This is a genomic window from Neobacillus niacini NBRC 15566 (assembly GCF_001591505.1).
Taxonomy (GTDB): Bacteria; Bacillota; Bacilli; order Bacillales; family Cytobacillaceae; genus Neobacillus; species Neobacillus niacini.
In genome coordinates this window covers 253,827-277,856 of sequence record NZ_BCVA01000004.1, presented here as the reverse complement: position 1 = coordinate 277,856, position 24,030 = coordinate 253,827, and the positions used below count along the sequence as shown (strand labels likewise).

The following is a 24,030-nucleotide window of genomic DNA, read 5'->3' as shown; positions in this document are numbered from 1 at the left end:
TGTTTAGCTATCAGTCTTTTTAATAGAATCTGTTAATTCCTCAATACTCCGTTTTACATTTCCTTTTCCGGAATAGTTCTCGATTAATTCTTTAACATCAATTCCGCTCGATGCCTTTAATGATTCTTGAAGAGTAGCCATTAGGTTTGTAGCATAACCGGTAATCTTATTGGCACCGCCATTCTCTCCGGAACCCCCAGTGTCGACCACCGTAATCTTATCGATATTAGATAGCGGGCTTGCCACTTGTTTCGCATATTCAGGAAGCATTTTGATGATCATATCCAAGATGGCGGCTTGACCGAACTGTTCGAATGCTTCTGCAATCTTTTCTTTCGCTTCTGCTTCAGCTAAACCTTTCAAGCGAATGATTTCAGCCTCTGCCGTACCTTGCGCCTTTTGGGCTTCTGCTTTTGATAAACCATCTAGGCGAACGCGTTCTGCTTCCGCTTTTGCCATTGCTTCGATACGATACTTATTCGCTTCGGCCTCTGCAATTTGTTTTGCTTTATTCGCTGCTGCAGCCTGCTCCACGGAGTATCGATCCGCATCGGCCTTTTTCTTTACTTCTGAATCGTATTGACGTTCACGGCGGAGAATTTCTTTTTCTTCGAGTTCAATCTGCTTTTGTCTTTCGATGATTTTAACTTGCATTTCCTGCTCTGTTACTTCCTGCTTCGCCCTGGCACTTTCCAATTCATACGCCATGTCAGCACGCGCTTTCGCACTATCTTGTTCACGACGGAACTCAGCAACTTTTAGCTGATTTACTTTCTCTGCCTCAGCGATTTCAGTTGCCCGTTCTAATTCAGAACGCTTCGCTTCTTTTGCTGCCTCGGCTTTTTTAATTCTCGTTTCTTTGTCTGCTTCTGCTGTAGCAATATCCGCGTCCCGTTTTACCTGGGCAATACGCGGTTTACCAAGAGAATCCAGGTATCCATTTTTATCGCGAACATCCCTAATCGTAAAGGAAACGATCACTAATCCCATTTTTGCTAAGTCCTGTGAAGCAACTCGTTGAACCTCTTGCGAGAACTTATCACGATTTTTATAAATTTCTTCCACCGTCATGGAACCAAGGATAGAACGTAAGTGACCCTCAAGAACTTCCTTTGCTTCATTTTCACGATCATCCTTTGCTTTACCAAGGAACTGTTCAGCAGCAGTCGCAATTTCACTAATCGAACCGCCAATTTTAATGATTGCAACACCATCTGCCATTACCGGCACGCCTTGCTCTGTATATACTTCCGGTGTTGTTACTTCTAATTTACTAGATAGCAAGCTAAGCGGCTTTGCTTGTTGAAACACTGGTAAAATGAAGCTACCGCCGCCGCGGATGATTTTAATTTTATTCCCTGATTCATCCACATGAACATTTCCGTTTCCTAAGAAACTGCCGGTAACAATCAGCGCCTCATCCGGCCCTGCTGTTCGATACTTCGTAATAAAAACACCAATTAAAGCAATTAATATAAAAGCTACAATCCCGATCACAATCCAAAAACCTAATTCCATCTAGCCAACCTCCCTATAAATATGTCTCTATTTCTTGTTGGGAACTTACTTGAAGTACCCCATCTTTTATATCAACAACGAGCACATTTGTGCCGTTATCAATCATAACAGAATCAAAGCTTATTGCTGGTTTGGCAATTCTGCCGCTTATACTTTCAATTAAAACTTCTCCATACCCATCAGCCGGAATCGCGGTAATCACGGTTCCAATCCTTCCTCTTAAATCACTTTCTTTATAAACGAGTGACTCCTCTGCATTCGATAATGGAATAAGAACAAATACATTTAAAAAAGTAACCAGGATAAAGGCTATAATGGCTGATACTCCTGCGATTACCAAGTAATGAACCTCGGAAAGCTTTTCAAATAAATACCCGCTTGCGGAAAAAAGGGTTACAAAAGCCAGGATAATTACGGGGTTAAGATAATCTGGCCCGTCAAAATGAACGACGTCTGCAAAAAACACATATAAAATGGTTAAAATACCTGCACCAATTAACCCATATAGATAAATAGTTTCTAATGGCAAATTGAATACTTCCATCGGCACCACTCCCTTCCTTATGTATGCAACTTTAATACGTTCCAGTTATGGAAAAGTTTCACAATTTTATAATAAAATTTTACCTAAATAATATAAAAATGGCTATGACTTTTGCCATAGCCTTACTGAATCATATTTAAAAATTTCCTTGTCCGCTCTTCTTTTGGATTGGTGAAAATTTCTTCTGGATTATTTCTCTCAATTACTACCCCTTGATCCATAAAAATAACCTCATTTGCCGCCTCTCTGGCAAAGCGCATTTCGTGTGTAACCACCATCATCGTCATACCTTCGTTTGCTAGGTCCTTCATCACCTTTAATACTTCTCCCACCAGCTCAGGGTCTAGTGCTGAAGTCGGTTCATCAAACAGCATAACCTTTGGCTCCATGGCTAAAGCCCTCGCAATGCCAACCCGCTGCTGCTGCCCGCCTGAGAGCTGTGCGGGATAAAAATCGATTTTATCCCCCAGCCCCACCTTTTCTAATAATATTTGAGCCTTTTTTCGAGCTGTATCCTTATTCTCATTCTTTACGATTAGCGGACCCTCCATCACATTTTCTAGTGCTGTTTTATGAGGGAATAAGTTATAGCTTTGAAAAACCATACCCGTTAATCGGCGAAAGGCAGCAATGTTTTTTTTCGGTACTGTACCTGAGAAATCGAGGGTATTTCCCTCAATGGAAATGACACCTTTCGTTGGGGTTTCTAATACATTTAAGCAGCGAAGCATGGTGGTTTTTCCAGACCCTGATGGCCCTATAATTACGACTACATTCCCTTTTTCCACTTCTAAATTGATCCCTTTTAAAACCTCTAAGTTGCCGAATTGCTTGTACAATCCTTGTATAGAAATCATCGTAGATAGCCCTCCCTTCTGTTACACGTATCGATCGAGTTTCTTTTCAAAGTATTGTTGAAAAATGGAAAGGATAAAGCAAATAGCCCAATAGATCAATGCAGCTTCCGAATAAACCAATAAAAATTCATAATTGCTTGCAGCTATTTCTTGGGCTTTGCGAAACATCTCAGATACTAGCACTAAGGATGCAAGGGAAGTATCCTTCACGAGACTAATAAACGAATTTGAAAGTGGAGGAATCGATACTCTTGCTGCCTGAGGCAGGATAATTCTTCTTAACACTTGGGGGTAACTCATTCCTATTGAATATCCTGCCTCCCACTGCCCTTTTGGGGTGGAAAGAATCGCGGCACGAATAATTTCAGAAGTGTACGCCCCGACACTAAGAGAAAAACCAATTACCGCTGCGATATAGGAGTCAATGATAATCCCGATATTCGGAAGACCATAAAAAATTATAAAAAGCTGTACTAATAAGGGCGTTCCGCGAATCGCAGAAACATAGACCCTTGCAATGATTTGAAAGACCTTCACATGAGAGATTCTGGCCAAGGCAGTTAAAATGGCTAAAACCAAACCCACAATAAACGTAATGATGGTTAACGGAATGGTATAAAAAATAGCCCCTTTCAGAAGGGGCAGAAAGGAACTTTGTGCTATGTCCATTAATCGTGCGGTTCGCTCTGGGTCAGCAAAAATACTATTTAAGTACATCTTCACCAAACCATTTCTCTGAGATTTTTTTGTATGTGCCGTCTTCAACCATTTCTGTTAAAGCTTTATTTACTTCGGTTACGAGCGTATCGCTGCCTTTTCTAAACATAAGCCCGCTGGCTGAAGCATCTTCACTTGTCGCAGCAACTTTTATTGGTGCCTCTGGTCTATGCTTTGTATAATCTAAATACGAAATTCGATCATTAATCGTTACGTCAACACGTTTAGAAGCAAGGAGTTCAACCGATTGGGTAAATCCTTCCACACTAACTAAATTAGCACCATACTTTTTTGCCATTTCTCCATAATTACTCGTCAGAGACTGAGCAGCATTTAATCCTTTTATGTCCTCAAAATTCTTTATTTCATTATTTTCTTTGTGCACAATCAGAACTGCCGCTGAAGTAGTATATGGGTCAGAGAAATCATATTTTTCCTGACGGTCAGGACGGATTCCAACCTGGTTAGCAATCATGTCAAATCGCTTGGCATCAAGCCCTGCAAAGATTGCATCCCACTGTGTTTCTTTGAACTCAGGTTCTACCCCTAATCGTTTTGCCACTTCTGTTGCTATCTCAACATCAAATCCGGTAAGATTACCGCTCTCATCATGAAAGGTAAATGGAGCATATGTACCTTCTGTTCCTATTAGCAGTTTTCCATCATCTTTCACTTTGGCTAATAGATCTTTGTCTTCAGCTTTTTCTGCGGTCTTTTTGTCTTCTTTTTTATCTTCTTTTGCTTTGTCATCTTTACCACATGCGGAAAGAATCAAAAATGTGCTGAGTAATAGTACGAAAAGAAACGTTAATTTTCTCATTCAAGTACCTCCTATATAGTTCTGGGCAATCAAGTACAATATAATTTTATCGTTCCCATTAGAATCATAAAAAATGTAAAACACCTGCCAGTTTAAGACAGGTGTTTTACATTTTTATATTAAGCTGATAATAATTCTTTTTTTAGTTGATCTGCAGCATGTTTTTTCTTAAGCGGTGAATAAAAGAAAACTCCGCTTGATAAAAGCACAATTCCTAGTACAAAGGTCTTTAAGTCAGATGTTCCTGATACAATGACCCAAACGGAGTAGATGGTGGCAATCGCTGCAATGACTCCATCTATCATTCTTGATTTAGAATTCGTGTAGGATGCCCCTGTAATAACCAATTTCAACTGAAAAACAGAAGCAATAAAATAAGGTACTAAATAGGCTAAAGTTGCAATGATAATAATAAAATCAAACGCTCCTGAAATTGACTTCGAAACAGTAGAAAAGATAAAGATCTGTGCAATGCCGTTGGTTAAAACAAGCGAAAAGATTGGCAGTCCTTTTTTGTTTTCTTTTAAGAAAGCAGGAAGGAATAATCCTTGCTTTGCAGCTTGATATGGTACTTCAGCACTTAACATAACCCAGCCAATCGTGGAACCAAATAAACAGACTAAACCAATAGCTGCTAAAACTTTTCCACCAATTGGTCCCATTACGGCTGAAATTGCGTCAATTAATGGTTTATCAGAATGGATAAGTGTATTTTGATCTAACATGCCCATTACGAGGGTGCTAATCCCAATATAGATACCTAGAGCGATAAATAGCCCGCCAATCGTCGCCCGTTTTACATCGATTTTTCTCTTAGAACGTGATGCAAACACTACAGCAGATTCGACTCCAAGGAATGCCCAAAGTGTCACCAATGCTGCATTGTTAACTTGTGACATTAAATTAATTGTTTGACCGGAATCACTAATTCTTGTATCTACCATCGGCATGATATTTGTTTGATCAAAAGTAAAGAGTCCAACAACGATAAATAGCAAAAACCCAGTAACCTTTGCAGCAGTTGCTGCGAAATTTAATTTTCCCGCACTTTCTAAACCGCGTAGAATAATAAAATGGGTACCCCATAAGAGAACAGTACAAACGATAAATGTTAACCCATTTCCAACCTTAAGCGTGAAACCGCCAATAGTGAACCAATCAGCCTGACTTGTTAAAATCGGAAAAAACGTTGATAAATATCCAGCAAACGTTGTAATAATCGCCACATTTCCGGCTAAGTTCCCAATCCAGTAACCCCATGACGCCATAAAACCTGAGAGTACGGAGGCCTCCGAATCTGGTTTAAAAAGCTCCTTCGCATAAATTTGCGGGCCGCCTGTTAAATTCGGTTTCCGAATAGCTAAGTTACCGAAAACAAGCGCAATCATTAGTACACCAATTCCAGTAAGAAGCCAAGCTAACAGAACTCCACCTGGGCTTGCTGCCTCCGATAACGAGCGTGGAAGCATAAAAATACCTGAACCGACCATATTTCCAACGACAAGTGCCGTTAATACCCAAAAGCCTAATTTATTTGAAATCCCCACGATGTACCCTCCTATCGAGTAATGCGGATTAATACGAATAATTATTATAGTAACGTAATAATAATAAGAGTCCCATACCGCACAGTCAATGGAAAAATTATCTCAAATTATTATTTTAAACAAAAAAAAAGCAAGGTAATCCTGAGTTGATTACATTACTTTTTTGAAATTTATATTTTCATCTAGCCTTTTTTGCTTTGGATTGACCCTTCGCGGAAATACTCCCGTCAAGTCTATAGCCGTTCCGAGTATAACCTCTTGACCGTTTTCGTCAACAGAAGATTTTATTGAAATTAACAAATCCTTATCCTGAAAAACCATCTCAAAGGTGAAACCTTCTTGAAGCTTCTTCGATAAATGACAATAATTATTTATAGAATCATCCGCGGATGGAAGGATTTCCGATATCGGTCTTCCGATGACTTCTTCTTGGTGATAACATATTCGCTGCGTCAATTCACCATCTATGGCTTTACAAACATACTGGCTGACTTGCTTCTCTAACCGAAAGAATAATCCGGGATAATTAGACATGGATTTCTGTTCAACTTCTTGTTCGTTGGTGTGAATAAATTCAGTGAAGTAAAAGCCCTTCAATATAAAGTAAAAACCAAAAACTTTATAAATGTGTCCTAGGAAATTATCTAAATCAAAAACACTTTGATAAATGGTAAAAATTAATTCTGTTAATAGTAAGAAGACAAAGGCCAATGCAAAGTATAAGTTATCGTTTTGTTTTTCTAGATAATACTGATAGAGGGAGACCATTAACGAGATAAATAATATGAAGCTTACACCATATTCCAAACCATTCTTTAATAAAGTAGTTCCTTTTCCCTCAATCACCAGCAAGGGAAGAACCTTTTCAAAGGCAAAGATTATATACCCGATAATACTAGTCAGGCTTATTCCAAAAATCAATGATACGAATCGATAATCCCTTTTTACTTTTCTTTCTGGAATGAGTAAGAGGGAGAGCATTAAAATCGACTGAATGACCCTTCCTATAATCCAAAACCAGGTTGCTTTTTGAACGGAACTAGCTGTAATAAAAAAAGGCATTCCTTTAAATGAAAGAGTGTGGAATAAATCAAACATTCCTACTACAAAAAAGGTAAATGCCAATAGCAGCATACGAATGGATCTCGTTGTGCCAAAATTTTTTAAACCATAAAGAAATATAGTTACTGATATCGCTATACAAACAATCTCTAACAGGGAATGTATGCCTACATAGTTTTTTTGATCATAGATGGTATACATTTGTGACAGGAAAATACGAACCATCATTAATAATAAAATGGCACTTACAGTATAGACAAGAAATTTCGTTTCCGTCATTTTTTCACTCATATTTTCCACACCCTTTTTACAATGGTTTTATCTATAATTATAAAACCAGCCTGCAAAAATAATCGGGTGAATTGTATCATTTTTATGAATTTTTAAAAAAGAAGGCTATGTAATTATTGATTGTTAATTCTCGTGTATAGGTTTGAGAATGCATAGACGGAGAATTTCCTACTAATGTATATAGTGGAGCCTAAGAAGATGTTTTAAGAGGAGATATTCCGATTAACTGCCCTAAATTAGTCGAAATTCATAGATTCAGCTACTATAAACGGAAAAAACTCCTTTATTCTTATGAAAATATGGGTATTCCCTAAATTAGCCGGACTTTTTTCGTTTATTTTCAAACTCTTGGAAATCAACATTCTAATAAAACCGATCCAAATAAAAAAGAAGGGTGTACTCCCTTCTCTTTACTTCCACCATTGATCAAACATAGAAGCTGGCAGCTGACGTTTATGTTCTGTTGCCTTATAACGCTGTTCAATTTTTTCAGCAACGTCTTTTGAAACAGGTTTTCCTTCCAGGTAATCATCAAGGTCATCATAGGTAATGCCTAATTCTGTCTCATCCGCTTGTCCTGGCTTTTTATCCAGTAAATCAGCAGTAGGTACTTTTAAATAAAGCCTCTCCTCTGCACCTAGTTCTTTTAACAAAGCTTTGCCTTGGCGTTTCGTTAATCCGCTTAAAGGCAGGACGTCCGCTCCGCCGTCACCATATTTGGTATAAAAACCTGTAACAGCTTCAGCTGCATGGTCAGTACCGATGACAAGCAGGCCTTCCATTCCCCCAAAGGCATATTGCGCAATCATTCTCATTCTTGCCTTCACATTTCCTTTGTGGTAATCACTTAAAGGCTCTTCATTCGTAACAGAATCATACTCAGCTTGAACCGCATCCACCGCACCTTGTATATTGAAACTATACTCACGGTCTGCACGGATGAAGCTTAGGGCACGTTTTGCATCCTCTTCATCCTGCTGAACTCCATAAGGTAAACGAACTGCAATAAATAATGCATTGGTTCCTTCTTGACGAAGTTCTTCGACTGCCAATTGAACGAGTCGTCCAGCAAGCGTTGAATCCTGTCCACCGCTAATTCCCAGCACATACCCTTTCGCTTTTGTTTTTAACAAATAGTCTTTCAAAAATTGAATTCGAGTTTGAATCTCTTCTTTTGGATTAATCTCAGGTTTCACATTTAATGTCTGCATAATTTCTTTTTGCATAGTCATTTAACCTCCATCCTTTGTATCCTATATGTAATTTATCATAATTACTTATTGTTCGCTCTATTTCTAAACTCTATTCTTTTTCATTTACATGATTATGTATTATAATTCTAGTTTAAAATACATTTATCTTAGGTCATGGAGGAAAAAATGGACGCAAAAACATGTAATGAATCACGAGTCGTTCGAACAGGCAGAATTTTTCCGAACGATGTAAACAATCATAACACCTTATTTGGGGGCAAGTTAATGAGTGATATGGACATGGTTGCCTCGATTTCCGCTGTACGACATGCAAGAAAAGAAGTTGTTACCGCATCGACAGACTCTGTTGATTTTTTAAGTCCGATTACTCAGCAGGACTCTGTATGTATTGAATCTTTCGTTACCTATACAGGAACGAGTTCAATGGAGGTTTTCGTCAAAGTGATTGCAGAAAATCTAATAACAGGTAATCGAAAAATTGCTGCCACCGCTTTTTTAACCTTTGTTGCGTTGGATGATGATGGTAAACCAACAAAAGTTCCAGGTATTATTCCAGAAACAGAAGAGGAAAAAAAGCTGTTTGAAACAGGTAAGGATAGAGCCGAAAAACGGAAAGAACATCGAAAAAACAGTAAGGAACTTGCGAGTTACTTTACAACCGAAAAACCATGGGAATAAAGATAGGCTGCTATTTTAGCTAGCCTATCTTATTTATTATCTGTAGATTCACTTTTCCAAGTCGTCACTCCATCTTCTTCATCAAACTCAATGGTCACATCGACAACACCTTTTTCTGCCATGATTTTCTCTTGTAAGCGATCCTTAATATCATCAGCAGCTGCGATAGTCAGACTAGGATCAATTTCAATTTCTAATTCAACATGTAAATCCTCTCCCTCTTTGATTACAGCAAGATCTTGGATATCCTTAACATCAGGGTCTGACATCACTAATTGACCGATCTTTTCTTCCATTTCCTCATCTGCCCTGCCAAGAACACCCGCAGCGTTATCCAAAAAGACTCGACCGACAACGAAGAACATCATTAAACCAATGAGAATTGAAGCAGCTCCTTCAATCCAATGGATATGTGTAAAATGAGAAATCACTACAGCTAAAATCGCGAGTAAGCCCCCGCTTGTTGCGACTAAATCTTCCAAGAACACTAATTTTGTAGCTGGCTTAGCCCTGCCTAGGTGGGCAAAACTCTTAAAAAACACACTTGGGCCACTTGCTGGTTCACCAACTTCATGCATGACTTCCTTCATTGCCTTATAAAGAACATATAACTCCAGTATGAGGGCAAATGCGAGAACACCTACATTAATTAAGAACCCTTCGGATTCAGCAGGGTGAAGAATATGATGATACCCTTCACGGATGGTTTCAAAAGCCATAATACCAACGATTAATACAGCGCCCAATAGGACTAAGTTTACCAATCGCCCAAAGCCATTTGGGAAGCGATTGGTTGGTGACTTTTTGCTTAAGGCAGATCCTACAAAAACAAAAAACTGGTTTGCGGCATCGCCCAGACTATGCATCGTTTCAGCAAACATTGCTACGTTCCCAGTAAACGTATAAGCAACTCCTTTAGCAATGGAAATAATCGTGTTAACAATCGCAGCAACCAATGCAGATTTATTACCTTTTCTTAATAATCTAAATAATTCTCCCATCGTACCCCTTCTTTCCCCTTCTTTTTTAGATATCTTTACTATTTTCAAAAAAAGGGATTTTCATGAACATAGCCGCTTTCCTATTAAGATAGATTTTTCCAAAACAAAAAACCCCCATTGCTGGGGGTTTAAGCTGTTAAACGTTTTTCAAAACCAAATATAATCGGTTATTTCTCTCATCCCTGTCTTCTTCGGTAGCGAGGTCATATTTCTTTAGCAGATGAAACACTTCATTTAATAAATCTTGTGTATGTTCCTTGGCGAAAAATTGTTCAAATAATAGCTTCATGTCTTCAGGAAGAAATGCCTCTTGCGATTCATACTTGTTTCTAACATCTTCCTGTGAATGATCCAGTTTGCATTCGCTCATTATAATCACCTTCTAAACTTTCTTATGATCTGTTACTTCTAAAACATCCAAAATGAAAACAAAGACTGGAATACCAATGATTAAGCCCCAAACCCCGAAGAAATGTTCTGAAAAGATTAATACTAGGAATGTATAGAAAACCGGTAAATTTGTTTTAGATGACATTAAATTTGGATTCAAAATATAGGCTTCGATTGCATGGATAATCATAATGGCAATAAATACATATAACACAGTCATAATTCCGCCGATGCTATACCCTATGATAACGAGTGGAATTAAAGAAATAATTACCCCTGCAACAGGAATCAGTCCTAAGAATAGAATCATGATGGACAGTCCGCCCAATTGCGGGAAGCCAAAAATCCATAATGCAATGGTAGTCAGAATACAGTTAACGACCGCAATAATTAATTGCGCTTCGATTACCTTCCCAAACGTACCGACAAATTTTAGTGAAAAGAATTCTATTTCTGCATAGATTGAAGCAACTTTACTTGTTTTAAACTTTTTCGTAAATTCTATCAAACGAGGTTTTTCTAATAAGTAAAATAAGCTCATTAAAAGAGCAATAAGGATTTGCAAACCAAAGGTACTAATATCTGTAAAATAGGCAATTAAAAAGGTAAAGCCTCTCTCCAAATAATTCGAAATTTGGATTTCCTCAAGTCTGCTAACCAAATAATTTAAAATAATATTGTCATGCTTTTGGGTATAGAATGCTGTAATTTGTTTAATTAATGCGGTTATTTCACCAACAATCATTGGTAAATACTTCACAAGACCGTAGGAGAGAAGACCTACAATAGTGGAATACGATGCAACCACAAGTATTTTTCGATTAAGTGGTATCTTTCGGTTCAAGAATATTACTAACCGATCCATTAAAAAGGTGAAAATAAACGTAAATAGAATTAAGTTGATCATATCTTTTAATGCATATAGAACTAATGCGAGTAAGACAAAAATAGAAATTCTTTTAAAACCGCTGCTTTGTATTAGTTTATTTATCATATGAATTTACCAAACCCCATTTTTATGTCTTAAAGTACGATGTATTAATTTTATTATAACAAATAAGTACATGATTGTTACTTTTAAGTCTCAATCTTTTATGAAAAAAATGCAGACTTTAGTAACAGGAAACTTTGAGTAAATTTCATACATAGACAGGCAAAATCTTCTTCTTCCAATCATACATATTCAAAGAGCATGGAATTTAATATGTATGGCATTTTTTTAAACGGAGGGGATTTAGTTGTCGGGAGGTCAAAGAGCACTTTTATACATTTTGTCCTTTATTATACCTGTAGTGGGCATTATCCTCGGAATTGTTTGGATGAATGATCAAGACTTAGGCAAGAAAGCTATCGGGAAAACCTGTTTAATCGTTGGTATTGTCTCCATTGTACTGAGTTGTATTTGCTGGTTTGCCGCTTCTGCCTTGTCTATCGTCCCAGCATTTATGACGTATTAACTAGAAAGAACCCAATTCATCTTTTTGAATTGGGTTCCTATTAAATTGGAGTGATTTGTTTGTTGCATGAATTATTGCATTTTTTTGGGAGAGCTATTTGTCATCAATTGGAGGAACGATCGCTCCTTGTTTCCGGGGAAGCACTTGCTGTGTGTGCTAGGGATACTGGCATTTATATTGGTATTTTTTCTACATTCATTTATTTGCATTTTACAAAAAGGAAGCAGTGCATTACGATACCGACTGTAAAGATAAGCTTTTTTCTTTTATTATTGCTTATTCCATTAATAATTGATGGACTTGGTTCCTACTCACACTTTTTCGGATCGAATAATCTACGGCGATTGTTGACCGGTATTTCCTTTGGTCTCGTATTGCCATATTTTATCTATCCTCTGCTCTCGAAAAGGTCGCTTGATTATGAGAGTAAATCAGTAGTAAGCAGCAGTATAGATTTTTTAGTCCCACTGTTGGTGAGTGTCTTTTTGGGCGGACTCTTTTATTTAGGACAACCATCTCATTTAATTCTTGATTGTTTTATTGCCTTTTCTATCATCGGATGGTTTGGTCTATTGGCCTCCTTTCTTTTTCAGTTTGTTCACAGTAGACGTTTTAAGTCTTTCTTTTCAATTATTGTCAGTTTGGCACTCCTTTCCATACTATCAATGGTACATGAATGGATACTGTCTCTCACTCTATAAAATAATCCGCTCCCAGTCTCTAGGAGCGGATTATTATTCGGAATGAAGTGCTTCAATTAATTGCTTGATTTGATTTAATTTCTCAGACGTTAATTGATCATCAGACAATTCAATCTCCAACTTGAGTTTACTTTTTATTTGTAAGGACCCATTACAGAATAATGGTTTCTCCTCTTTTTCCCTCCGAACTAATTCCTCCACTGCAACATCAAGCGTTTCTGCTAATTTTTCAAGTATCTCTAAACTTGGGTTACTTTGAATATTCCGTTCGATTAAACTTAAGTATGATTTTGAAATACCCGTTTGTTCACTAAGTTTGCTTAAAGATAATCCTTTTTCTATTCTCAATATTTTAAGTATACTTCCATCCATCAAATCACTCCCAACTCAGCCGCCTAGTCCTTTTGTGATCAGCGTAATTGCCAACGGTCCTAAAATTACAATAAATAATGACGGAAAAATGAAAAACACCATTGGAAAAAGCATTTTAACGGGTGCTTTCATCGCCTGCTCACGGGCAGCTTCTCGTCGCTGTTCACGGATACGTACTGTTAAGTTTCCTAACACTTTTGCCATGCCAATTCCGAGTTGATCTGCCTGGATTAGTGAGGTTATAATGCTTTGGAAGGAATCAGATGGTACACGTTTTCGAAGGGCATAAAAGGCTTCTCTTCTTGATTTTCCTAGCTTCATATCTTCTAAAGTTTGTATAAATTCATCGGCTAGTGGTCCTTTAATCTTTTTCGAAACTTCAAGCAGGGCCAAATCTAGCCCCATTCCAGCCTCAAGCAATAGATTTACGGTATCAAAGAAATCTGCCATAGAGACATTAATGGCTTTGATTCTTGCGGTCTTTTTCTTACCGAGGTAGAAGATTGGAAATCTAAAGCCTAACATTATCAATGTTAACATCATAACCCAGGTTAACAGTTTGTTATCTGAACTAGGAAGAACAAAAAAGAAAATCGGTAAACATAAACCTAAACTAAGGACAATTTGGAACAACCTAAAATCAATGGCAGATTTAAAAGGGTAGCCAGCATCTCTAAGAAGCAAATCTAATTTTTTCCTCTCCGCTGCGGAAACCCTTTTATATAACAGTTCGGTTCCTTTATTCCAATAGGTCTCCATAGCTATTTTTATACTTTTTCTATTTTTGTCCTCTAGGGATTCTTCTGTCTGCTTTTTTTGTGGTTCTGAAAAAAATTTGTTTACCCGTTCGGTAAAGGCAATTTGCTTTTTAAAAATGGTTAGCAAAATAGCTGCTATAAGTGAGGTCGCAAACCCGGCCAGTAAAATTAATAGAATAATATCTAACATATTACACCTCAATTCGGATGATTTTTTGAATAACCACCCAGCCAATGATAATAGAAACAGAGGCAAGGAATAACATCATCCAACCCAATGGGTGCTCAAGCATTGGTGAAAAATATTCACGGTTTACCAATGCTAAGTACAATCCTAAACCAACTGGGAGTAACGTAATAATCCAAGAAGACATTCTGCCCTGCGCAGTAAGTGTATTCAATTCTTCAAGAATTCGAACTCTTCCTCTGATTGTTTCTTCCATGGTTTCCAGCAGTTCAGCCAGGTTGCCCCCGCTCCTTCTTTGAGCAAGGATAGCCCGAATAACAACTTCTAGTTCCTTATTTGGCAGGCGTTTCTCCATTTCTTCGAACACATCTTCCAAGGAAACCCCTAATCCCGCCTGGCGGATTACCCGCTCAAATTCAGGACCTAGTGGGTCAGGTATTTCTTTTCCAACCAACTGCATGGCCTGCATAAAGCTAAACCCTGCCCGCATAGAATTTGCCATCATTCCCAACACTTCAATCAATTGATAGTTTACAAATGCCAAACGTTTCTTTCTTTTACGTTTCAAAACAATTTTAGGTATTGCAAAGCCAATGAATACTAAAACCATATTAAGATACCATGGTATTCCTAAAAGTAATCCTAATAAACCAGTGCCTGCAGAAGTGAGAAGCCTAAGCGCAAAAAAATCTTCGGGTTTCAATTTACTGCCTGCTTCGAGCAACAGCTTTTCTGTACTTTCATTAAATTGAACATTCTTGAAAATAGCGGCCATTTTTTTTACTAACTGATTACTGACAGATGACTTCTTTTGGCGTTCATTTGGAACTTTTATTTGCTCTGGAGAAGGTAAAAACTCGTTTATTCTTTGCTTAATCCTTCTCTTTTCTACAAAACTTACTAATAAGAGAAAAATAGTACCACTAGCTGCAATGAATAGTAGTAGAATCGTTATCAATGATTTCATTTTTACCACTCCCCAATAAACCATGATGCTGGTAACTGAAAACCATTTATTTCTAGCAGCTCTGTGAATTTTGGACGAATACCGGTACTCAGGAATTTCCCCTCTATTCGGCCATCAATAGAATGGTGTGTTTCTTTAAACACAAAAAGGTCTTGAAGAACAATCGTTTCCCCTTCCAATCCGAGTACTTCTGTTATATGGGTGATTTTCCTCGTTCCATCCTTCATCCTAGATTGGTGGACAATTAAGTTAATGGCATTGGCAATCTGCTCACGGATTGCTTTTACAGGAAGTTCATATCCTGCCATTAATACCATTGTTTCCAATCGAGAAAGAATATCTCGTGGAGAATTGGCATGCCCTGTACTCAAGCTGCCATCATGACCCGTGTTCATTGCTTGAAGCATATCCAACGCCTCTGCTCCCCGCACCTCACCGACTACAATACGGTCAGGACGCATCCGCAGCGCATTACGAACTAAATCACGGATGGTAATTTGACCCTTTCCCTCAATATTTGGCGGACGAGATTCAAGCGCAACAATATGCTCCTGTTCGAGCTTAAGCTCTGCTGCATCCTCGATGGTTACAATCCGCTCATCATTAGGAATAAAGGATGATAATACGTTTAATGTCGAGGTTTTTCCTGATCCTGTCCCGCCGCTAATAAAGATATTAAGCTTTGATTTAACACAAATCTCAAGAAATTCCGCCATCTTTTCATCCAGTGTATTGAAATTGGTTAAGTCTTTAATTGTAAATGGTGTTTCGGAAAATTTTCTGATTGTTAAACTTGGACCCTTAAGTGCCAGCGGAGGAATAATCGCATTTACACGCGAGCCATCAGGAAGTCGGGCATCCACCATTGGTGAACTTTCGTCCACACGGCGACCAATTGGTGATACAATCCGCTCAATCACCCGCATAACATGCTGATTATCGATGAAATTGACATTACTTCGATAAACCTTACCGTTCTTCTCGTAGTAAACTTCATTGTAGCTATTAACCATAACCTCACTGACGACCGGATTCTCCAACAAAGGGGTAATCGGCCCATAAGCAAGCAATTCGTCTTTTACATAATGGAGAAGATCTTTCTTTTCTTCAAAGGTCAATCTTGTACCCTCTTGTTCAAAAAATTCCTCAGCTAATTCCTCTAATTTTTCATTCTCTTGTTGTTTATTTTGTACAGGATATTTTTTCAGTTCTTCCAAAAGGTAATTATGGAGGTCAGCCTCAATAACCCAAAACTCTTGTGACTTTTCTACAATAGGAATTTCTGAGACTGTTTTGGCAGCAGTGGTATTGCTATTTTCTTCTATAAATCGTTTAAATAGTGACATATTCTTCGCCTCACTTTCGCAGTAGATTCCAACGTTTATCCTTTTTTACCACTGCTATCTCGTCATTGTTTTTTACAAACAGTGCCTCTGAAAGTTTTAAGACAGACTTCCCGATATGGCTGCGTGAATGAGAGAGGATAAACGGATACCCAGCGTTAATTGCTGCCAGTACAACCGTTGATTGGTCAGGCAGGATGTGATACACATTTAAGCCAAAGATTTCCTCGATCTTTTTAACCTCGAGACTTTGACCTTTTTGATACCGATTCAAAATGAGCTTAACCTTATTTTTTAAATTAATAGTCTCTATGGTTTCTAGATAAAGCTGAGTTAGTCTCATAACTGAAAGTTCATTCGTAGTAAGTAACAGAATTTCGTCTGCTAAATCAAGGCAACGTAAGTGAATATCAGATAAATAAGTCGACATATCAATTAAAATGATATCAAATTGCTTCTTTATTTCTTCGATGGCACTCTTTATATGGTGCTCTGAAATTCCTTCAAAAAATTCTGGCCTCTGTGGTGCAGCAAGGATTGAAACATCGTATTCACTGCTTGTCATATAGTGGCTGATGGGATAATGATCTCGTCCATAGCTTTCTTTAACCCACTCATAAATTGTCCTTTTCGGTTTTAAATTACAGTACATCGCAACATCACCAAATTGAAGGTTTCCATCAATAATTGCAACCTTTTTCCCCAGCTTAGCAAACGAGACTGCGAGATTTATTGTTAGAGATGTTTTTCCTACACCACCCTTTGGGCTGGAAATAGCAAATACTTTGCCTTCTGCTTTTGGCAGATTGATAGGATTATGATCCATTTTGGCTCGATGTCTCATGAATTTCCTAGCGTGAAGAATGGCCTCAGAAAGTTCTTCCTCGTTAAAGGTAGTTCTTAGTGTATCTGATGCCCCCATCTGCATAGCTTTTTTTAGATCCTCCATGCCTTCCTGAACAATTAAAATAATGTATGCATGCGGGTAAAGTGCCGAAATTTCTTGTGAAAGTTCATAGACGTTGAAAAGAGAACCTGCTTTTAAAAAGAGTACTGATTGATTATTCTCCCCTAAGAGGGCATGAAGTCTTTCTAGTTGGAAGGTTGCAGTTAATTGGGAATGGTCCTTCTCTAGAAGTGTTTTGATTTCACCTGGAGAGGTTTTCGTATCAGAAAAATAAATCCAGTTTATGCTCATTTCTTCTCTTCAGCCTCCTCTTTAATCACTTCTCGTGTCTGCTTATAGCCGGCTTTACCTTTTTCCGTATCTTCTGTGTTTCTTAACATTAAATAGAATCCGTCCTTGTCTCTAGAAGCTAGGCTGAGCATGACACCTTCTTCAACTGTTACTTCTAAAGTAACCGTTTCATAGTTAAGAGCGTTTTCCTTAGGGTCTGAAGATTTGCCAGAGGTTAATACCTTTACGTTTTCAAGGACTAACACTGCTGATTTAAATTCCTTTTTGGTAGCTTCATCTTTTGTAGTTTCATAGGCTATCACATCGACCATTGAATTTGGAGCTGTGTAGCCCGAAACTCCCGGTGCTAAATCTACTCTTATTGAAATCGCTCTTTTTCCTGTACTTACATCCACAATTGGATTAACGAACTCCCTTACTAGTGCTTTATCTTTTTCAGTCTGTTTTTCTTTTTCTATTTCTTCGTCAGACTTAACATCATCTTTCTTATCATCCTGTTCCTGGCTAACTGATCCGCTAGCAGGAGCCGTGGTATTGTCTTTTGCAAATATTGATATATAAACAATACCTGCCACCATTAATCCTAAGATTAAGGAAATCATCCAGACTTTTTTAGTGTTCATACCTTCCTCCTCCATCCAACAGCCTATTTGACAAGAGCTACACCAAAGACATGATAATTATCTGCTCCAGTAAGGTCTTCAAACTCCCCAAATGTAATTGTTTCTATAAATTGTGTTTGTACAGTATGCCCTGTAATTTTGGAAATCCAAACTGAGGCAAAACCAGTTATTTCTACCATTGTTTTACCACTAACATCAGTAAAACTTTCAACAATTGGTACAAGAATTACTCTGCTACAAGAGCTGTCCGCAGTTTCATACTTTGAACAATCTGGATTTGATAAATCTTGGTTAATCCTTTCTTGGAACCCTGATTTTACATTCCCCCAGCTAAGGCCAGTTTGTGTATATTCGTACATTTCTTCAGAAACTTCCAAATCAGCGCCATTTATAATATTGTTACGTAAAACATTTCCGCCGGTACCATCAATAGATAAATAACCAAAGTTTCCTTTTATCGATGAGTTTTCTTCATCATTTCCCTTCCCAGGCTGAAAATTCAAGGGGAATTCAGGAAACGGGTCAGAAGGGTCGGGAAGCTTATCTCTAGGAATAGCCACTGGAACAATCCCTTCTCTTCCTGACAGCCCCCCTTTTAATTGGGCTTTTGCAATGGCAGGTACATCCATAGTTTCTATTCCAACTATTCTTGCAAATGTGAGATCTGCCTTAACCGTTTTCTTGATTTCAATAAAGTTGGACGCTGTATCTATATCTGAAGCTGTAATAGTTAAATTATTTTTGCTAGCTATATCAATAGCTGTATTTTCAGCTTTATTTTCGCTTACCATTAGTTCGCTCGCACCTGCTAATGCAGCTGCATCCAGTGTCTTTTGCAAATTTCCCTTTTCTACATAGATAGTACCTATATCAACAACGAGAGCAGAAATACCGCATATAAATATCAATAAACTAGCGACTAGCACCATTGAGGATCCTTGCTGACTTTTCCATAAATTTTTCATATTATTTATAAAAAATATTTTCATATTTATTCCATCCTCATGACCGTTGTATTTGTTAATTCCATCGGAGAAGCAATTGTATCCGCTAAAGGCGTAATAAAATTGAAATCATACTCCAAATAAATTGTAACTTCATCTCCAGTTTTGCGGCTGCCTTCCCCTGGGGTTATATTAATTGTTTTTACACCAGTTACGTAATAATTAACTCTGCCCTTAATATCCGCATCTGTAGAATGAACACTCGCCAACCTTGCTGCTTCTCTTCCAGCATGGTCAAGTGTTAGGATGGTGTAAAGCATTCTTCCAAAGTCCAATATTCCAAACAAAAATAACAATAAAATCGGCACCATGAGTGCAGTTTCAACAATAGATTGCCCTTTTTCTGACTTCATAATATCCCCCCTAGTGCGTATGTGCATAATGCACCAATTGCAATAGGAACCCCATATGGAATAGTAGGAGAAAGGTCTGTCTTATCAAGATTTAATGATCCTTCGTTTGCTTTAATAAATAATAAAGAATAAAACATCCTCATAAAAAAGCTTTTTAATTCTCTTCGACGCAGCATAATAAAAAAAGCAATTGCTCCCCCAACAATGGCTGCAAATATAAAGTTATAAAATACAAAATTGACTCCTTTGATTGCCCCAACAGCGGCTAATAGTTTTACATCACCTGCTCCAATTCCACCCATCATAAATGGAATTAATAAAAGTGAGAAACCAACTAAAAAACCTTTTCCACTATATAGAAAACCTCCTAAACCATTGGTAAATAAATAATATGTAAAACCGGCGACAATAGCTGGTAGAGTAATAATATTAAATATTTTTCGGGATTTAACATCGGTTACTACACAAATAATAAGAACTATTAATAAGATAAAATTTAACATTCTAATCCTCCTCAGTTATAAAGGAAACCCTGCTCCTCAAAAATGATAAGCAGGGCTGAGAGACAATCTTTATCTACTCCTATAATAGAGCTGCTATTTTTTGGCCTACTCTTGTGAATAACTTATTAATTTCGTCTCCGAATAAAAGAGTAATCCCGGCTCCCATAACTGCGACTAACCCAACAATTAGCCCGTATTCTGTTAGCCCTTGCCCGTCTTCTTCTTTCCATAATCTCTTTAACATGTTCATTTTGTTTCCTCCTACTATTTTTTAGTTTTTGTTACGTTCTATATTTAGAACTTGAATTAAATATATAACGAACTTAAAGATTTGAAAACGTTCATTTTTGTTCGTTTTAGTGAATATTTACATACTTTTCTATATTTCTCTCGATTTCTCTCCTTTTCTCTTATTATTTCGTTCTTTAAAAAGAACTTTTTATTTAATATAATGAACAGTGTATTATTCTAAAAAATGGAAGGAGTTTTTATATGAAAGGAAGGACAGTTACTATCCCTTATCCTATTGAAATGGCTGATTCCTTTTTCAAGAGATTCAAGGGATTAATGTTTCGAAAGGATCCAATAGAGAATGAAGGATTATGGATTGTACCCTGTAATGCGGTTCATATGTTCTTTATGAAGTTCCCACTAGATATCGTTCTTTTGAACGAACAAAATGAAGTTGTTGCGTTACACCATTGTTTGCAGCCTTGGAAAATGACGAAACCCGTAAAGAAAGCACATTCAACTTTAGAGCTTCCAGCAGGGTCTGCCGAAAAGTTAGGAATACGTATTGGAAGTATCCTTCAAGTTAAATAGTAAAAATAAAACCAAATTTAGGGAGTGTTGGAGAAATTGAAAAAGAGTTCTAGAGTTTTATTATTGTTAATTATTTCTTTATTTACGATGTTAAATGGAGTCTCAGCAGCAAAACCAGTTAGCAGCAACACCACCAGCTTAAAGGTCACCACCTTTAGCAGCTATAAAAGCATAAGTTTGAGCTACCAACTGGTTAATTCAAAAAAGATTCCTGATAAATACATTATTTATAGAGGAACTTTAAAAGTTTATGAAGGAAAGAATACTAGTTTTTATGATTCTGGTTTACGTTCAGGTACTGGCTACAGCTATACTGTGGAGGCTTTGTCTAATGGCAAGATACTAGCAAAGGCTGCCCATATAGCGTCTACACTAGCCATTGTTGTTAACCCCATTGAAATTACATCGACTGTTCAACCAGATAATTCAGTCAACCTAACGTGGTTCACTCAGAATTCTGGACTAGCGCCTAACCAGTATAAAATTTTTGTAGATGGGACTCTCAACACTACACTATCACCTTCGACTTCTTCAACTCAGACCACAGCGATACTTGGCCTTCAGCCTGGGAACCATCTGATTAAAATAGAAGGATGGTATCAGGATGAACTCGTCAGCCAAGGTAACTCTACTGCTTCGATTTCAGAACCTGTTACTGCACCGTATACAATTGAAATAAACTGGGATACTCAGGATTTCAACTCTAGAGAAATGCAGATATATTTTAGTTATGATGATAATCTAAAACCTGCAGATCGAATGGTGATTACCCGCAATAAAGTGACTCTCGTAAATGGAGTACCAACAGAGGCTGAAATCGCAGAGGTGGTCTATGATGGAGAACCTATTGCCATGTATACAGAAACTCAATTTGGACTGGATGTAGTTAGATACAATTATAATGTGGTGAATTATCACGCTGACAGGATTGTTGGATCCGGAACAGCATCTGTCCCTAATTTTTTTGATTATTGATTTTGTACAAAAAGAGCTGATTTTCCACCAAAATCAGCTCTTTCACTTTTTAGAAACATCCTTCTATACAAAATGTTCGTTTTGATGTTAATATTGTTTTATATAAAGAACAGTTTATTTTTCAATATGGAGGTGTTACCCGGTGTTCAAAAAAACAATTGTCTGTTTTATCATGTTCATTTATTTATTCTCACTGACGAATGTACGGGCTGAGGATTCATTTGTTACCTCTTCACGGATTGAAGGGGTTCTAGTTGTAGATGTGAGTAAATCAATGCTGACAAGTGACCCAAATAAAATCAGTAACGAAGCGATGAAAATGTTTATTGATATGTCGTCTCTAAAGGGGGATAAAATCGGTTTTATTGCTTATGCAGGTGACGTGGTTGCCAAAAAGGATCTTGTGAAACTGCAGACGGAGAAAGATAAAATCGACCTGAAAGCATTTATTGACTCGCTTGGCCAATATCCAAATACCGACATATCCGTTGGATTGAAAGACGCCATTAAAGCTCTAGACGCCAGCCATGAAAAAGACTATCGTCCGATGATTGTATTACTAGCTGATGGAAACAATGACGTAGATGAGAAAAAAGGGGATACACTCCAACAAGCCACTGATGGTCTGAATGCTGCAGTTACTGAGGCAAAAACGAAGGGCTATCCGGTCTATGTTATTGGTCTAAATGAGGATGGAACATTGAATAAAGATGTTCTGCAGAACATTGCCACTACAACGAACGGAAAGTTTTTTGAAACAAGTTCAGCTGATGATTTGCCAAGAATCCTGAGTGAGATTTTTGCCAACCATTTAAAATTAAAGGTTGTACCTGTTGATGAGCTTGTTGGTAAAGGCGATTTTGAGGATGTCACCATTACAATCCCAAATACAAATGTATTAGAAGCAAACCTTTCACTCGTCTCCAGCCAACCTGTGGAAATTAAATTGTTCGATCCGTCTGGTACTGAACAGATCCTGCCGTCCGATAAAATTTCTCTTACAAAATCTAAATCCTACTCTATGGTAAAGATGATAAGTCCGGTTCCAGGCGATTGGACACTAAAGGTTAAAGGTGTGGCTGCGGATAAAATTGATATTAATTTCGTGTTTAACTATGATTTACAGCTTTCAATCGCCCCGCTTGAGAGTAAGAAATATAAAGCAGGCGATACAATTAAGGTTGAGGCATTCTTTGAAGATAATGGGCAAAAAGTCTCAAACAATGACCTCTATAATACAATGAAAGCTACTCTCCTAGTAACGGATTTAGAAACAAATCAAACAAAGGAAATCCCTTTAGCAGCTGATCAGCAGGGTTATACAGGACAATTTATTATCGGGAATTCAGAAAACTATCAGTGGAGGATAAAAGCAGAAGGCAATAGTTTTTTTCGTGAAACACCAGTTCAACAGATTTCTGTTCAAAAGGCTGCTGTACCTGTAGCAACAGAGAACATTCCAGAAAAAGAAGGTCAGCCTTTCCCCTGGACATATGTTGGATTGATTGGATTTGCAGCTATTCTAATGGTTACACTCATGTTATCCTACTTCAAAAAAAGAAAAAAAGTAAAGAGAGGAAAAACTAAACACTCAGCTGTCCCTGCCTACACATTCTCTCTTAGTAATAGAAAGAGAAAAGTCGGCTTTTTTGGACAAATTATGATTGAGATAAGAGATGAGGAAACGGGAGAACTTTTTGAAGCAAAAAATGAAAAGTTAAAAGGCTTTAAGGGAGAATTCAACCTGCCACAGCTGTTTAAACTGCCACAAGAATTCACCGAAACTGACCAAATTAACTTTATCCCTCTCACAGACTTTGCATTACTAATCTTTAATAAATCAAACTGTGTTATTGAAATGAACGGAGTGGCAGTTGAAGATGAATATCAACGGTTCAGACCAAATGATACTGTGCGTATTGTTTTAAAAGAAGCAAATAAATCTATTTATGTTCGAATTATTGGATTGGAAAAGAAGAAGAATCTTAAGCATGCTTAAGAACAGGCGGTTAATTCATCGCTTGTTCTTTATTTTTTGCTCTTTTCGTAAACTTATGCTTTTTATACTTATCAGTTTACAATGTTCATCACTTCAGATGAGGACATATAGGTTTTCAAAAGCCCTTTG

Annotated in this window: 27 protein-coding genes; 6 read left to right on the top strand and 21 right to left on the bottom strand. The window is 37.5% G+C overall.

Annotated elements, in window-relative coordinates; translation table 11 throughout:
- Positions 1-3: 3 nt before the first annotated feature.
- The 8 genes from BANA01_RS06070 to nadE form a co-directional block, all read right to left on the bottom strand.
- Positions 4-1,518, bottom strand: a complete 1,515-nt coding sequence (locus BANA01_RS06070) for a flotillin family protein (protein WP_063252109.1) — start codon at positions 1,516-1,518, stop codon at positions 4-6.
- A gap of 13 nt (positions 1,519-1,531) precedes the next feature.
- On the bottom strand, positions 1,532-2,062 hold the full coding sequence (locus BANA01_RS06065; protein ID WP_063252108.1) for an NfeD family protein: 531 nt from the start codon (positions 2,060-2,062) through the stop codon (positions 1,532-1,534).
- A gap of 122 nt (positions 2,063-2,184) precedes the next feature.
- On the bottom strand, positions 2,185-2,919 hold the full coding sequence (locus BANA01_RS06060; protein ID WP_063252106.1) for an amino acid ABC transporter ATP-binding protein: 735 nt from the start codon (positions 2,917-2,919) through the stop codon (positions 2,185-2,187).
- 21 nt (positions 2,920-2,940) lie between these two features.
- On the bottom strand, positions 2,941-3,636 hold the full coding sequence (locus BANA01_RS06055; protein ID WP_063252105.1) for an amino acid ABC transporter permease: 696 nt from the start codon (positions 3,634-3,636) through the stop codon (positions 2,941-2,943).
- Complete coding sequence (locus BANA01_RS06050; RefSeq protein ID WP_063252103.1) at positions 3,623-4,456, bottom strand: amino acid ABC transporter substrate-binding protein; 834 nt, start codon at positions 4,454-4,456, stop codon at positions 3,623-3,625. Before BANA01_RS06050 ends, BANA01_RS06055 begins: the two co-directional genes overlap by 14 nt.
- Before the next feature lie 119 nt (positions 4,457-4,575).
- Complete coding sequence (locus BANA01_RS06045; protein ID WP_063252102.1) at positions 4,576-6,003, bottom strand: amino acid permease; 1,428 nt, start codon at positions 6,001-6,003, stop codon at positions 4,576-4,578.
- A gap of 150 nt (positions 6,004-6,153) precedes the next feature.
- A complete protein-coding gene (locus BANA01_RS06040) occupies positions 6,154-7,356 on the bottom strand; it encodes an MASE3 domain-containing protein (RefSeq protein ID WP_063252100.1) in 1,203 nt (400 codons plus the stop codon).
- Between the two features lie 410 nt (positions 7,357-7,766).
- A complete protein-coding gene (nadE, locus tag BANA01_RS06035) occupies positions 7,767-8,588 on the bottom strand; it encodes an ammonia-dependent NAD(+) synthetase (RefSeq protein ID WP_034673933.1) in 822 nt (273 codons plus the stop codon).
- A 147-nt stretch (positions 8,589-8,735) separates the two neighbouring features.
- Here nadE and BANA01_RS06030 point away from each other — a divergent pair, with 147 nt between their 5' ends.
- Positions 8,736-9,248, top strand: coding sequence for an acyl-CoA thioesterase (locus BANA01_RS06030; protein ID WP_034673931.1), 513 nt, complete (start codon positions 8,736-8,738; stop codon positions 9,246-9,248).
- 29 nt (positions 9,249-9,277) lie between these two features.
- Here the strand turns inward: BANA01_RS06030 and BANA01_RS06025 are convergent, their stop codons facing one another.
- The 3 genes from BANA01_RS06025 to BANA01_RS06015 all read right to left on the bottom strand — a co-directional run bounded on the left by BANA01_RS06025 (position 9,278) and on the right by BANA01_RS06015 (position 11,639).
- Positions 9,278-10,249 carry a cation diffusion facilitator family transporter gene (locus tag BANA01_RS06025; protein ID WP_063252098.1) on the bottom strand — a complete coding sequence of 324 codons (972 nt, stop codon included), beginning with the start codon at positions 10,247-10,249 and terminating at the stop codon, positions 9,278-9,280.
- A gap of 136 nt (positions 10,250-10,385) precedes the next feature.
- On the bottom strand, positions 10,386-10,619 hold the full coding sequence (locus BANA01_RS06020; protein WP_034673939.1) for a hypothetical protein: 234 nt from the start codon (positions 10,617-10,619) through the stop codon (positions 10,386-10,388).
- A gap of 12 nt (positions 10,620-10,631) precedes the next feature.
- Positions 10,632-11,639, bottom strand: a complete 1,008-nt coding sequence (locus BANA01_RS06015) for an AI-2E family transporter (protein WP_411834399.1) — start codon at positions 11,637-11,639, stop codon at positions 10,632-10,634.
- A 238-nt stretch (positions 11,640-11,877) separates the two neighbouring features.
- Between BANA01_RS06015 and BANA01_RS06010 the strand changes: the two genes are divergently transcribed.
- The gene (locus tag BANA01_RS06010; protein ID WP_034673935.1) at positions 11,878-12,096 is read left to right on the top strand and encodes a hypothetical protein; all 219 of its coding nucleotides are present in this window, start codon (positions 11,878-11,880) and stop codon (positions 12,094-12,096) included.
- 59 nt (positions 12,097-12,155) lie between these two features.
- Positions 12,156-12,797 (top strand): DUF2085 domain-containing protein, encoded by a 642-nt coding sequence (locus BANA01_RS06005; protein ID WP_052106315.1) that lies wholly within the window; start codon positions 12,156-12,158, stop codon positions 12,795-12,797.
- 33 nt (positions 12,798-12,830) lie between these two features.
- Here BANA01_RS06005 and BANA01_RS06000 read toward each other — a convergent pair whose 3' ends face one another.
- The 10 genes from BANA01_RS06000 to BANA01_RS29445 all read right to left on the bottom strand — a co-directional run bounded on the left by BANA01_RS06000 (position 12,831) and on the right by BANA01_RS29445 (position 20,355).
- The gene (locus BANA01_RS06000) at positions 12,831-13,169 is read right to left on the bottom strand and encodes a helix-turn-helix domain-containing protein (RefSeq protein WP_052106314.1); all 339 of its coding nucleotides are present in this window, start codon (positions 13,167-13,169) and stop codon (positions 12,831-12,833) included.
- Between the two features lie 15 nt (positions 13,170-13,184).
- Positions 13,185-14,117 carry a type II secretion system F family protein gene (locus BANA01_RS05995; protein WP_063252097.1) on the bottom strand — a complete coding sequence of 311 codons (933 nt, stop codon included), beginning with the start codon at positions 14,115-14,117 and terminating at the stop codon, positions 13,185-13,187.
- A 1-nt stretch (position 14,118) separates the two neighbouring features.
- Entirely contained in the window at positions 14,119-15,081 is a 963-nt protein-coding gene (locus tag BANA01_RS05990) for a type II secretion system F family protein (protein ID WP_063252095.1), read from the bottom strand.
- Between the two features lie 2 nt (positions 15,082-15,083).
- Positions 15,084-16,427 carry a TadA family conjugal transfer-associated ATPase gene (locus BANA01_RS05985; protein WP_063252094.1) on the bottom strand — a complete coding sequence of 448 codons (1,344 nt, stop codon included), beginning with the start codon at positions 16,425-16,427 and terminating at the stop codon, positions 15,084-15,086.
- A gap of 10 nt (positions 16,428-16,437) precedes the next feature.
- Entirely contained in the window at positions 16,438-17,622 is a 1,185-nt protein-coding gene (locus BANA01_RS05980) for a CpaE/TadZ family protein (protein WP_063252092.1), read from the bottom strand.
- Positions 17,619-18,245, bottom strand: coding sequence for a Flp pilus assembly protein CpaB (cpaB, locus tag BANA01_RS05975; RefSeq protein WP_063252091.1), 627 nt, complete (start codon positions 18,243-18,245; stop codon positions 17,619-17,621). The genes BANA01_RS05980 and cpaB overlap by 4 nt, the downstream gene beginning before the upstream one ends.
- Before the next feature lie 23 nt (positions 18,246-18,268).
- Positions 18,269-19,234 carry a pilus assembly protein TadG-related protein gene (locus tag BANA01_RS05970; protein ID WP_063252089.1) on the bottom strand — a complete coding sequence of 322 codons (966 nt, stop codon included), beginning with the start codon at positions 19,232-19,234 and terminating at the stop codon, positions 18,269-18,271.
- Between the two features lie 2 nt (positions 19,235-19,236).
- Positions 19,237-19,602: a TadE/TadG family type IV pilus assembly protein gene (locus BANA01_RS05965; RefSeq protein ID WP_063252088.1), complete on the bottom strand. Its 366-nt coding sequence runs from the start codon at positions 19,600-19,602 to the stop codon at positions 19,237-19,239.
- Positions 19,599-20,105, bottom strand: a complete 507-nt coding sequence (locus tag BANA01_RS05960; protein ID WP_063252086.1) for an A24 family peptidase — start codon at positions 20,103-20,105, stop codon at positions 19,599-19,601. The genes BANA01_RS05965 and BANA01_RS05960 overlap by 4 nt, the downstream gene beginning before the upstream one ends.
- 79 nt (positions 20,106-20,184) lie before the next feature.
- The gene (locus tag BANA01_RS29445; protein ID WP_157411731.1) at positions 20,185-20,355 is read right to left on the bottom strand and encodes a Flp family type IVb pilin; all 171 of its coding nucleotides are present in this window, start codon (positions 20,353-20,355) and stop codon (positions 20,185-20,187) included.
- A 242-nt stretch (positions 20,356-20,597) separates the two neighbouring features.
- Here BANA01_RS29445 and BANA01_RS05955 point away from each other — a divergent pair, with 242 nt between their 5' ends.
- From BANA01_RS05955 to BANA01_RS05945, 3 genes are all read left to right on the top strand, one after another.
- Positions 20,598-20,927: a DUF192 domain-containing protein gene (locus tag BANA01_RS05955; RefSeq protein WP_063252085.1), complete on the top strand. Its 330-nt coding sequence runs from the start codon at positions 20,598-20,600 to the stop codon at positions 20,925-20,927.
- A 36-nt stretch (positions 20,928-20,963) separates the two neighbouring features.
- On the top strand, positions 20,964-21,902 hold the full coding sequence (locus tag BANA01_RS05950) for a hypothetical protein (RefSeq protein ID WP_063252084.1): 939 nt from the start codon (positions 20,964-20,966) through the stop codon (positions 21,900-21,902).
- Between the two features lie 142 nt (positions 21,903-22,044).
- Positions 22,045-23,901: a vWA domain-containing protein gene (locus BANA01_RS05945; protein WP_063252082.1), complete on the top strand. Its 1,857-nt coding sequence runs from the start codon at positions 22,045-22,047 to the stop codon at positions 23,899-23,901.
- Positions 23,902-24,030 lie beyond the last annotated feature (129 nt).

Bases quoted from the DNA above. Each gene is read 5' to 3' on its own strand.
- BANA01_RS05985 (WP_063252094.1), bottom strand. From the start codon at position 16,427: ATGTCACTATTTAAACGATTTATAGAAGAAAATAGCAATACCACTGCT.
- BANA01_RS05995 (WP_063252097.1), bottom strand. From the start codon at position 14,117: ATGTTAGATATTATTCTATTAATTTTACTGGCCGGGTTTGCGACCTCA.
- BANA01_RS06055 (WP_063252105.1), bottom strand. From the start codon at position 3,636: ATGTACTTAAATAGTATTTTTGCTGACCCAGAGCGAACCGCACGATTA.
- BANA01_RS05990 (WP_063252095.1), bottom strand. From the start codon at position 15,081: ATGAAATCATTGATAACGATTCTACTACTATTCATTGCAGCTAGTGGT.
- BANA01_RS05960 (WP_063252086.1), bottom strand. From the start codon at position 20,105: ATGTTAAATTTTATCTTATTAATAGTTCTTATTATTTGTGTAGTAACC.
- BANA01_RS29445 (WP_157411731.1), bottom strand. From the start codon at position 20,355: ATGAACATGTTAAAGAGATTATGGAAAGAAGAAGACGGGCAAGGGCTA.
- cpaB (WP_063252091.1), bottom strand. From the start codon at position 18,245: ATGAACACTAAAAAAGTCTGGATGATTTCCTTAATCTTAGGATTAATG.
- BANA01_RS06065 (WP_063252108.1), bottom strand. From the start codon at position 2,062: ATGGAAGTATTCAATTTGCCATTAGAAACTATTTATCTATATGGGTTA.
- BANA01_RS06070 (WP_063252109.1), bottom strand. From the start codon at position 1,518: ATGGAATTAGGTTTTTGGATTGTGATCGGGATTGTAGCTTTTATATTA.
- BANA01_RS06060 (WP_063252106.1), bottom strand. From the start codon at position 2,919: ATGATTTCTATACAAGGATTGTACAAGCAATTCGGCAACTTAGAGGTT.
- BANA01_RS05955 (WP_063252085.1), top strand. From the start codon at position 20,598: ATGAAAGGAAGGACAGTTACTATCCCTTATCCTATTGAAATGGCTGAT.
- BANA01_RS06000 (WP_052106314.1), bottom strand. From the start codon at position 13,169: ATGGATGGAAGTATACTTAAAATATTGAGAATAGAAAAAGGATTATCT.
- BANA01_RS06050 (WP_063252103.1), bottom strand. From the start codon at position 4,456: ATGAGAAAATTAACGTTTCTTTTCGTACTATTACTCAGCACATTTTTG.
- BANA01_RS06030 (WP_034673931.1), top strand. From the start codon at position 8,736: ATGGACGCAAAAACATGTAATGAATCACGAGTCGTTCGAACAGGCAGA.
- nadE (WP_034673933.1), bottom strand. From the start codon at position 8,588: ATGACTATGCAAAAAGAAATTATGCAGACATTAAATGTGAAACCTGAG.
- BANA01_RS05965 (WP_063252088.1), bottom strand. From the start codon at position 19,602: ATGAAGTCAGAAAAAGGGCAATCTATTGTTGAAACTGCACTCATGGTG.
- BANA01_RS05970 (WP_063252089.1), bottom strand. From the start codon at position 19,234: ATGAAAATATTTTTTATAAATAATATGAAAAATTTATGGAAAAGTCAG.
- BANA01_RS05980 (WP_063252092.1), bottom strand. From the start codon at position 17,622: ATGAGCATAAACTGGATTTATTTTTCTGATACGAAAACCTCTCCAGGT.
- BANA01_RS06040 (WP_063252100.1), bottom strand. From the start codon at position 7,356: ATGAGTGAAAAAATGACGGAAACGAAATTTCTTGTCTATACTGTAAGT.
- BANA01_RS06020 (WP_034673939.1), bottom strand. From the start codon at position 10,619: ATGAGCGAATGCAAACTGGATCATTCACAGGAAGATGTTAGAAACAAG.
- BANA01_RS06025 (WP_063252098.1), bottom strand. From the start codon at position 10,249: ATGGGAGAATTATTTAGATTATTAAGAAAAGGTAATAAATCTGCATTG.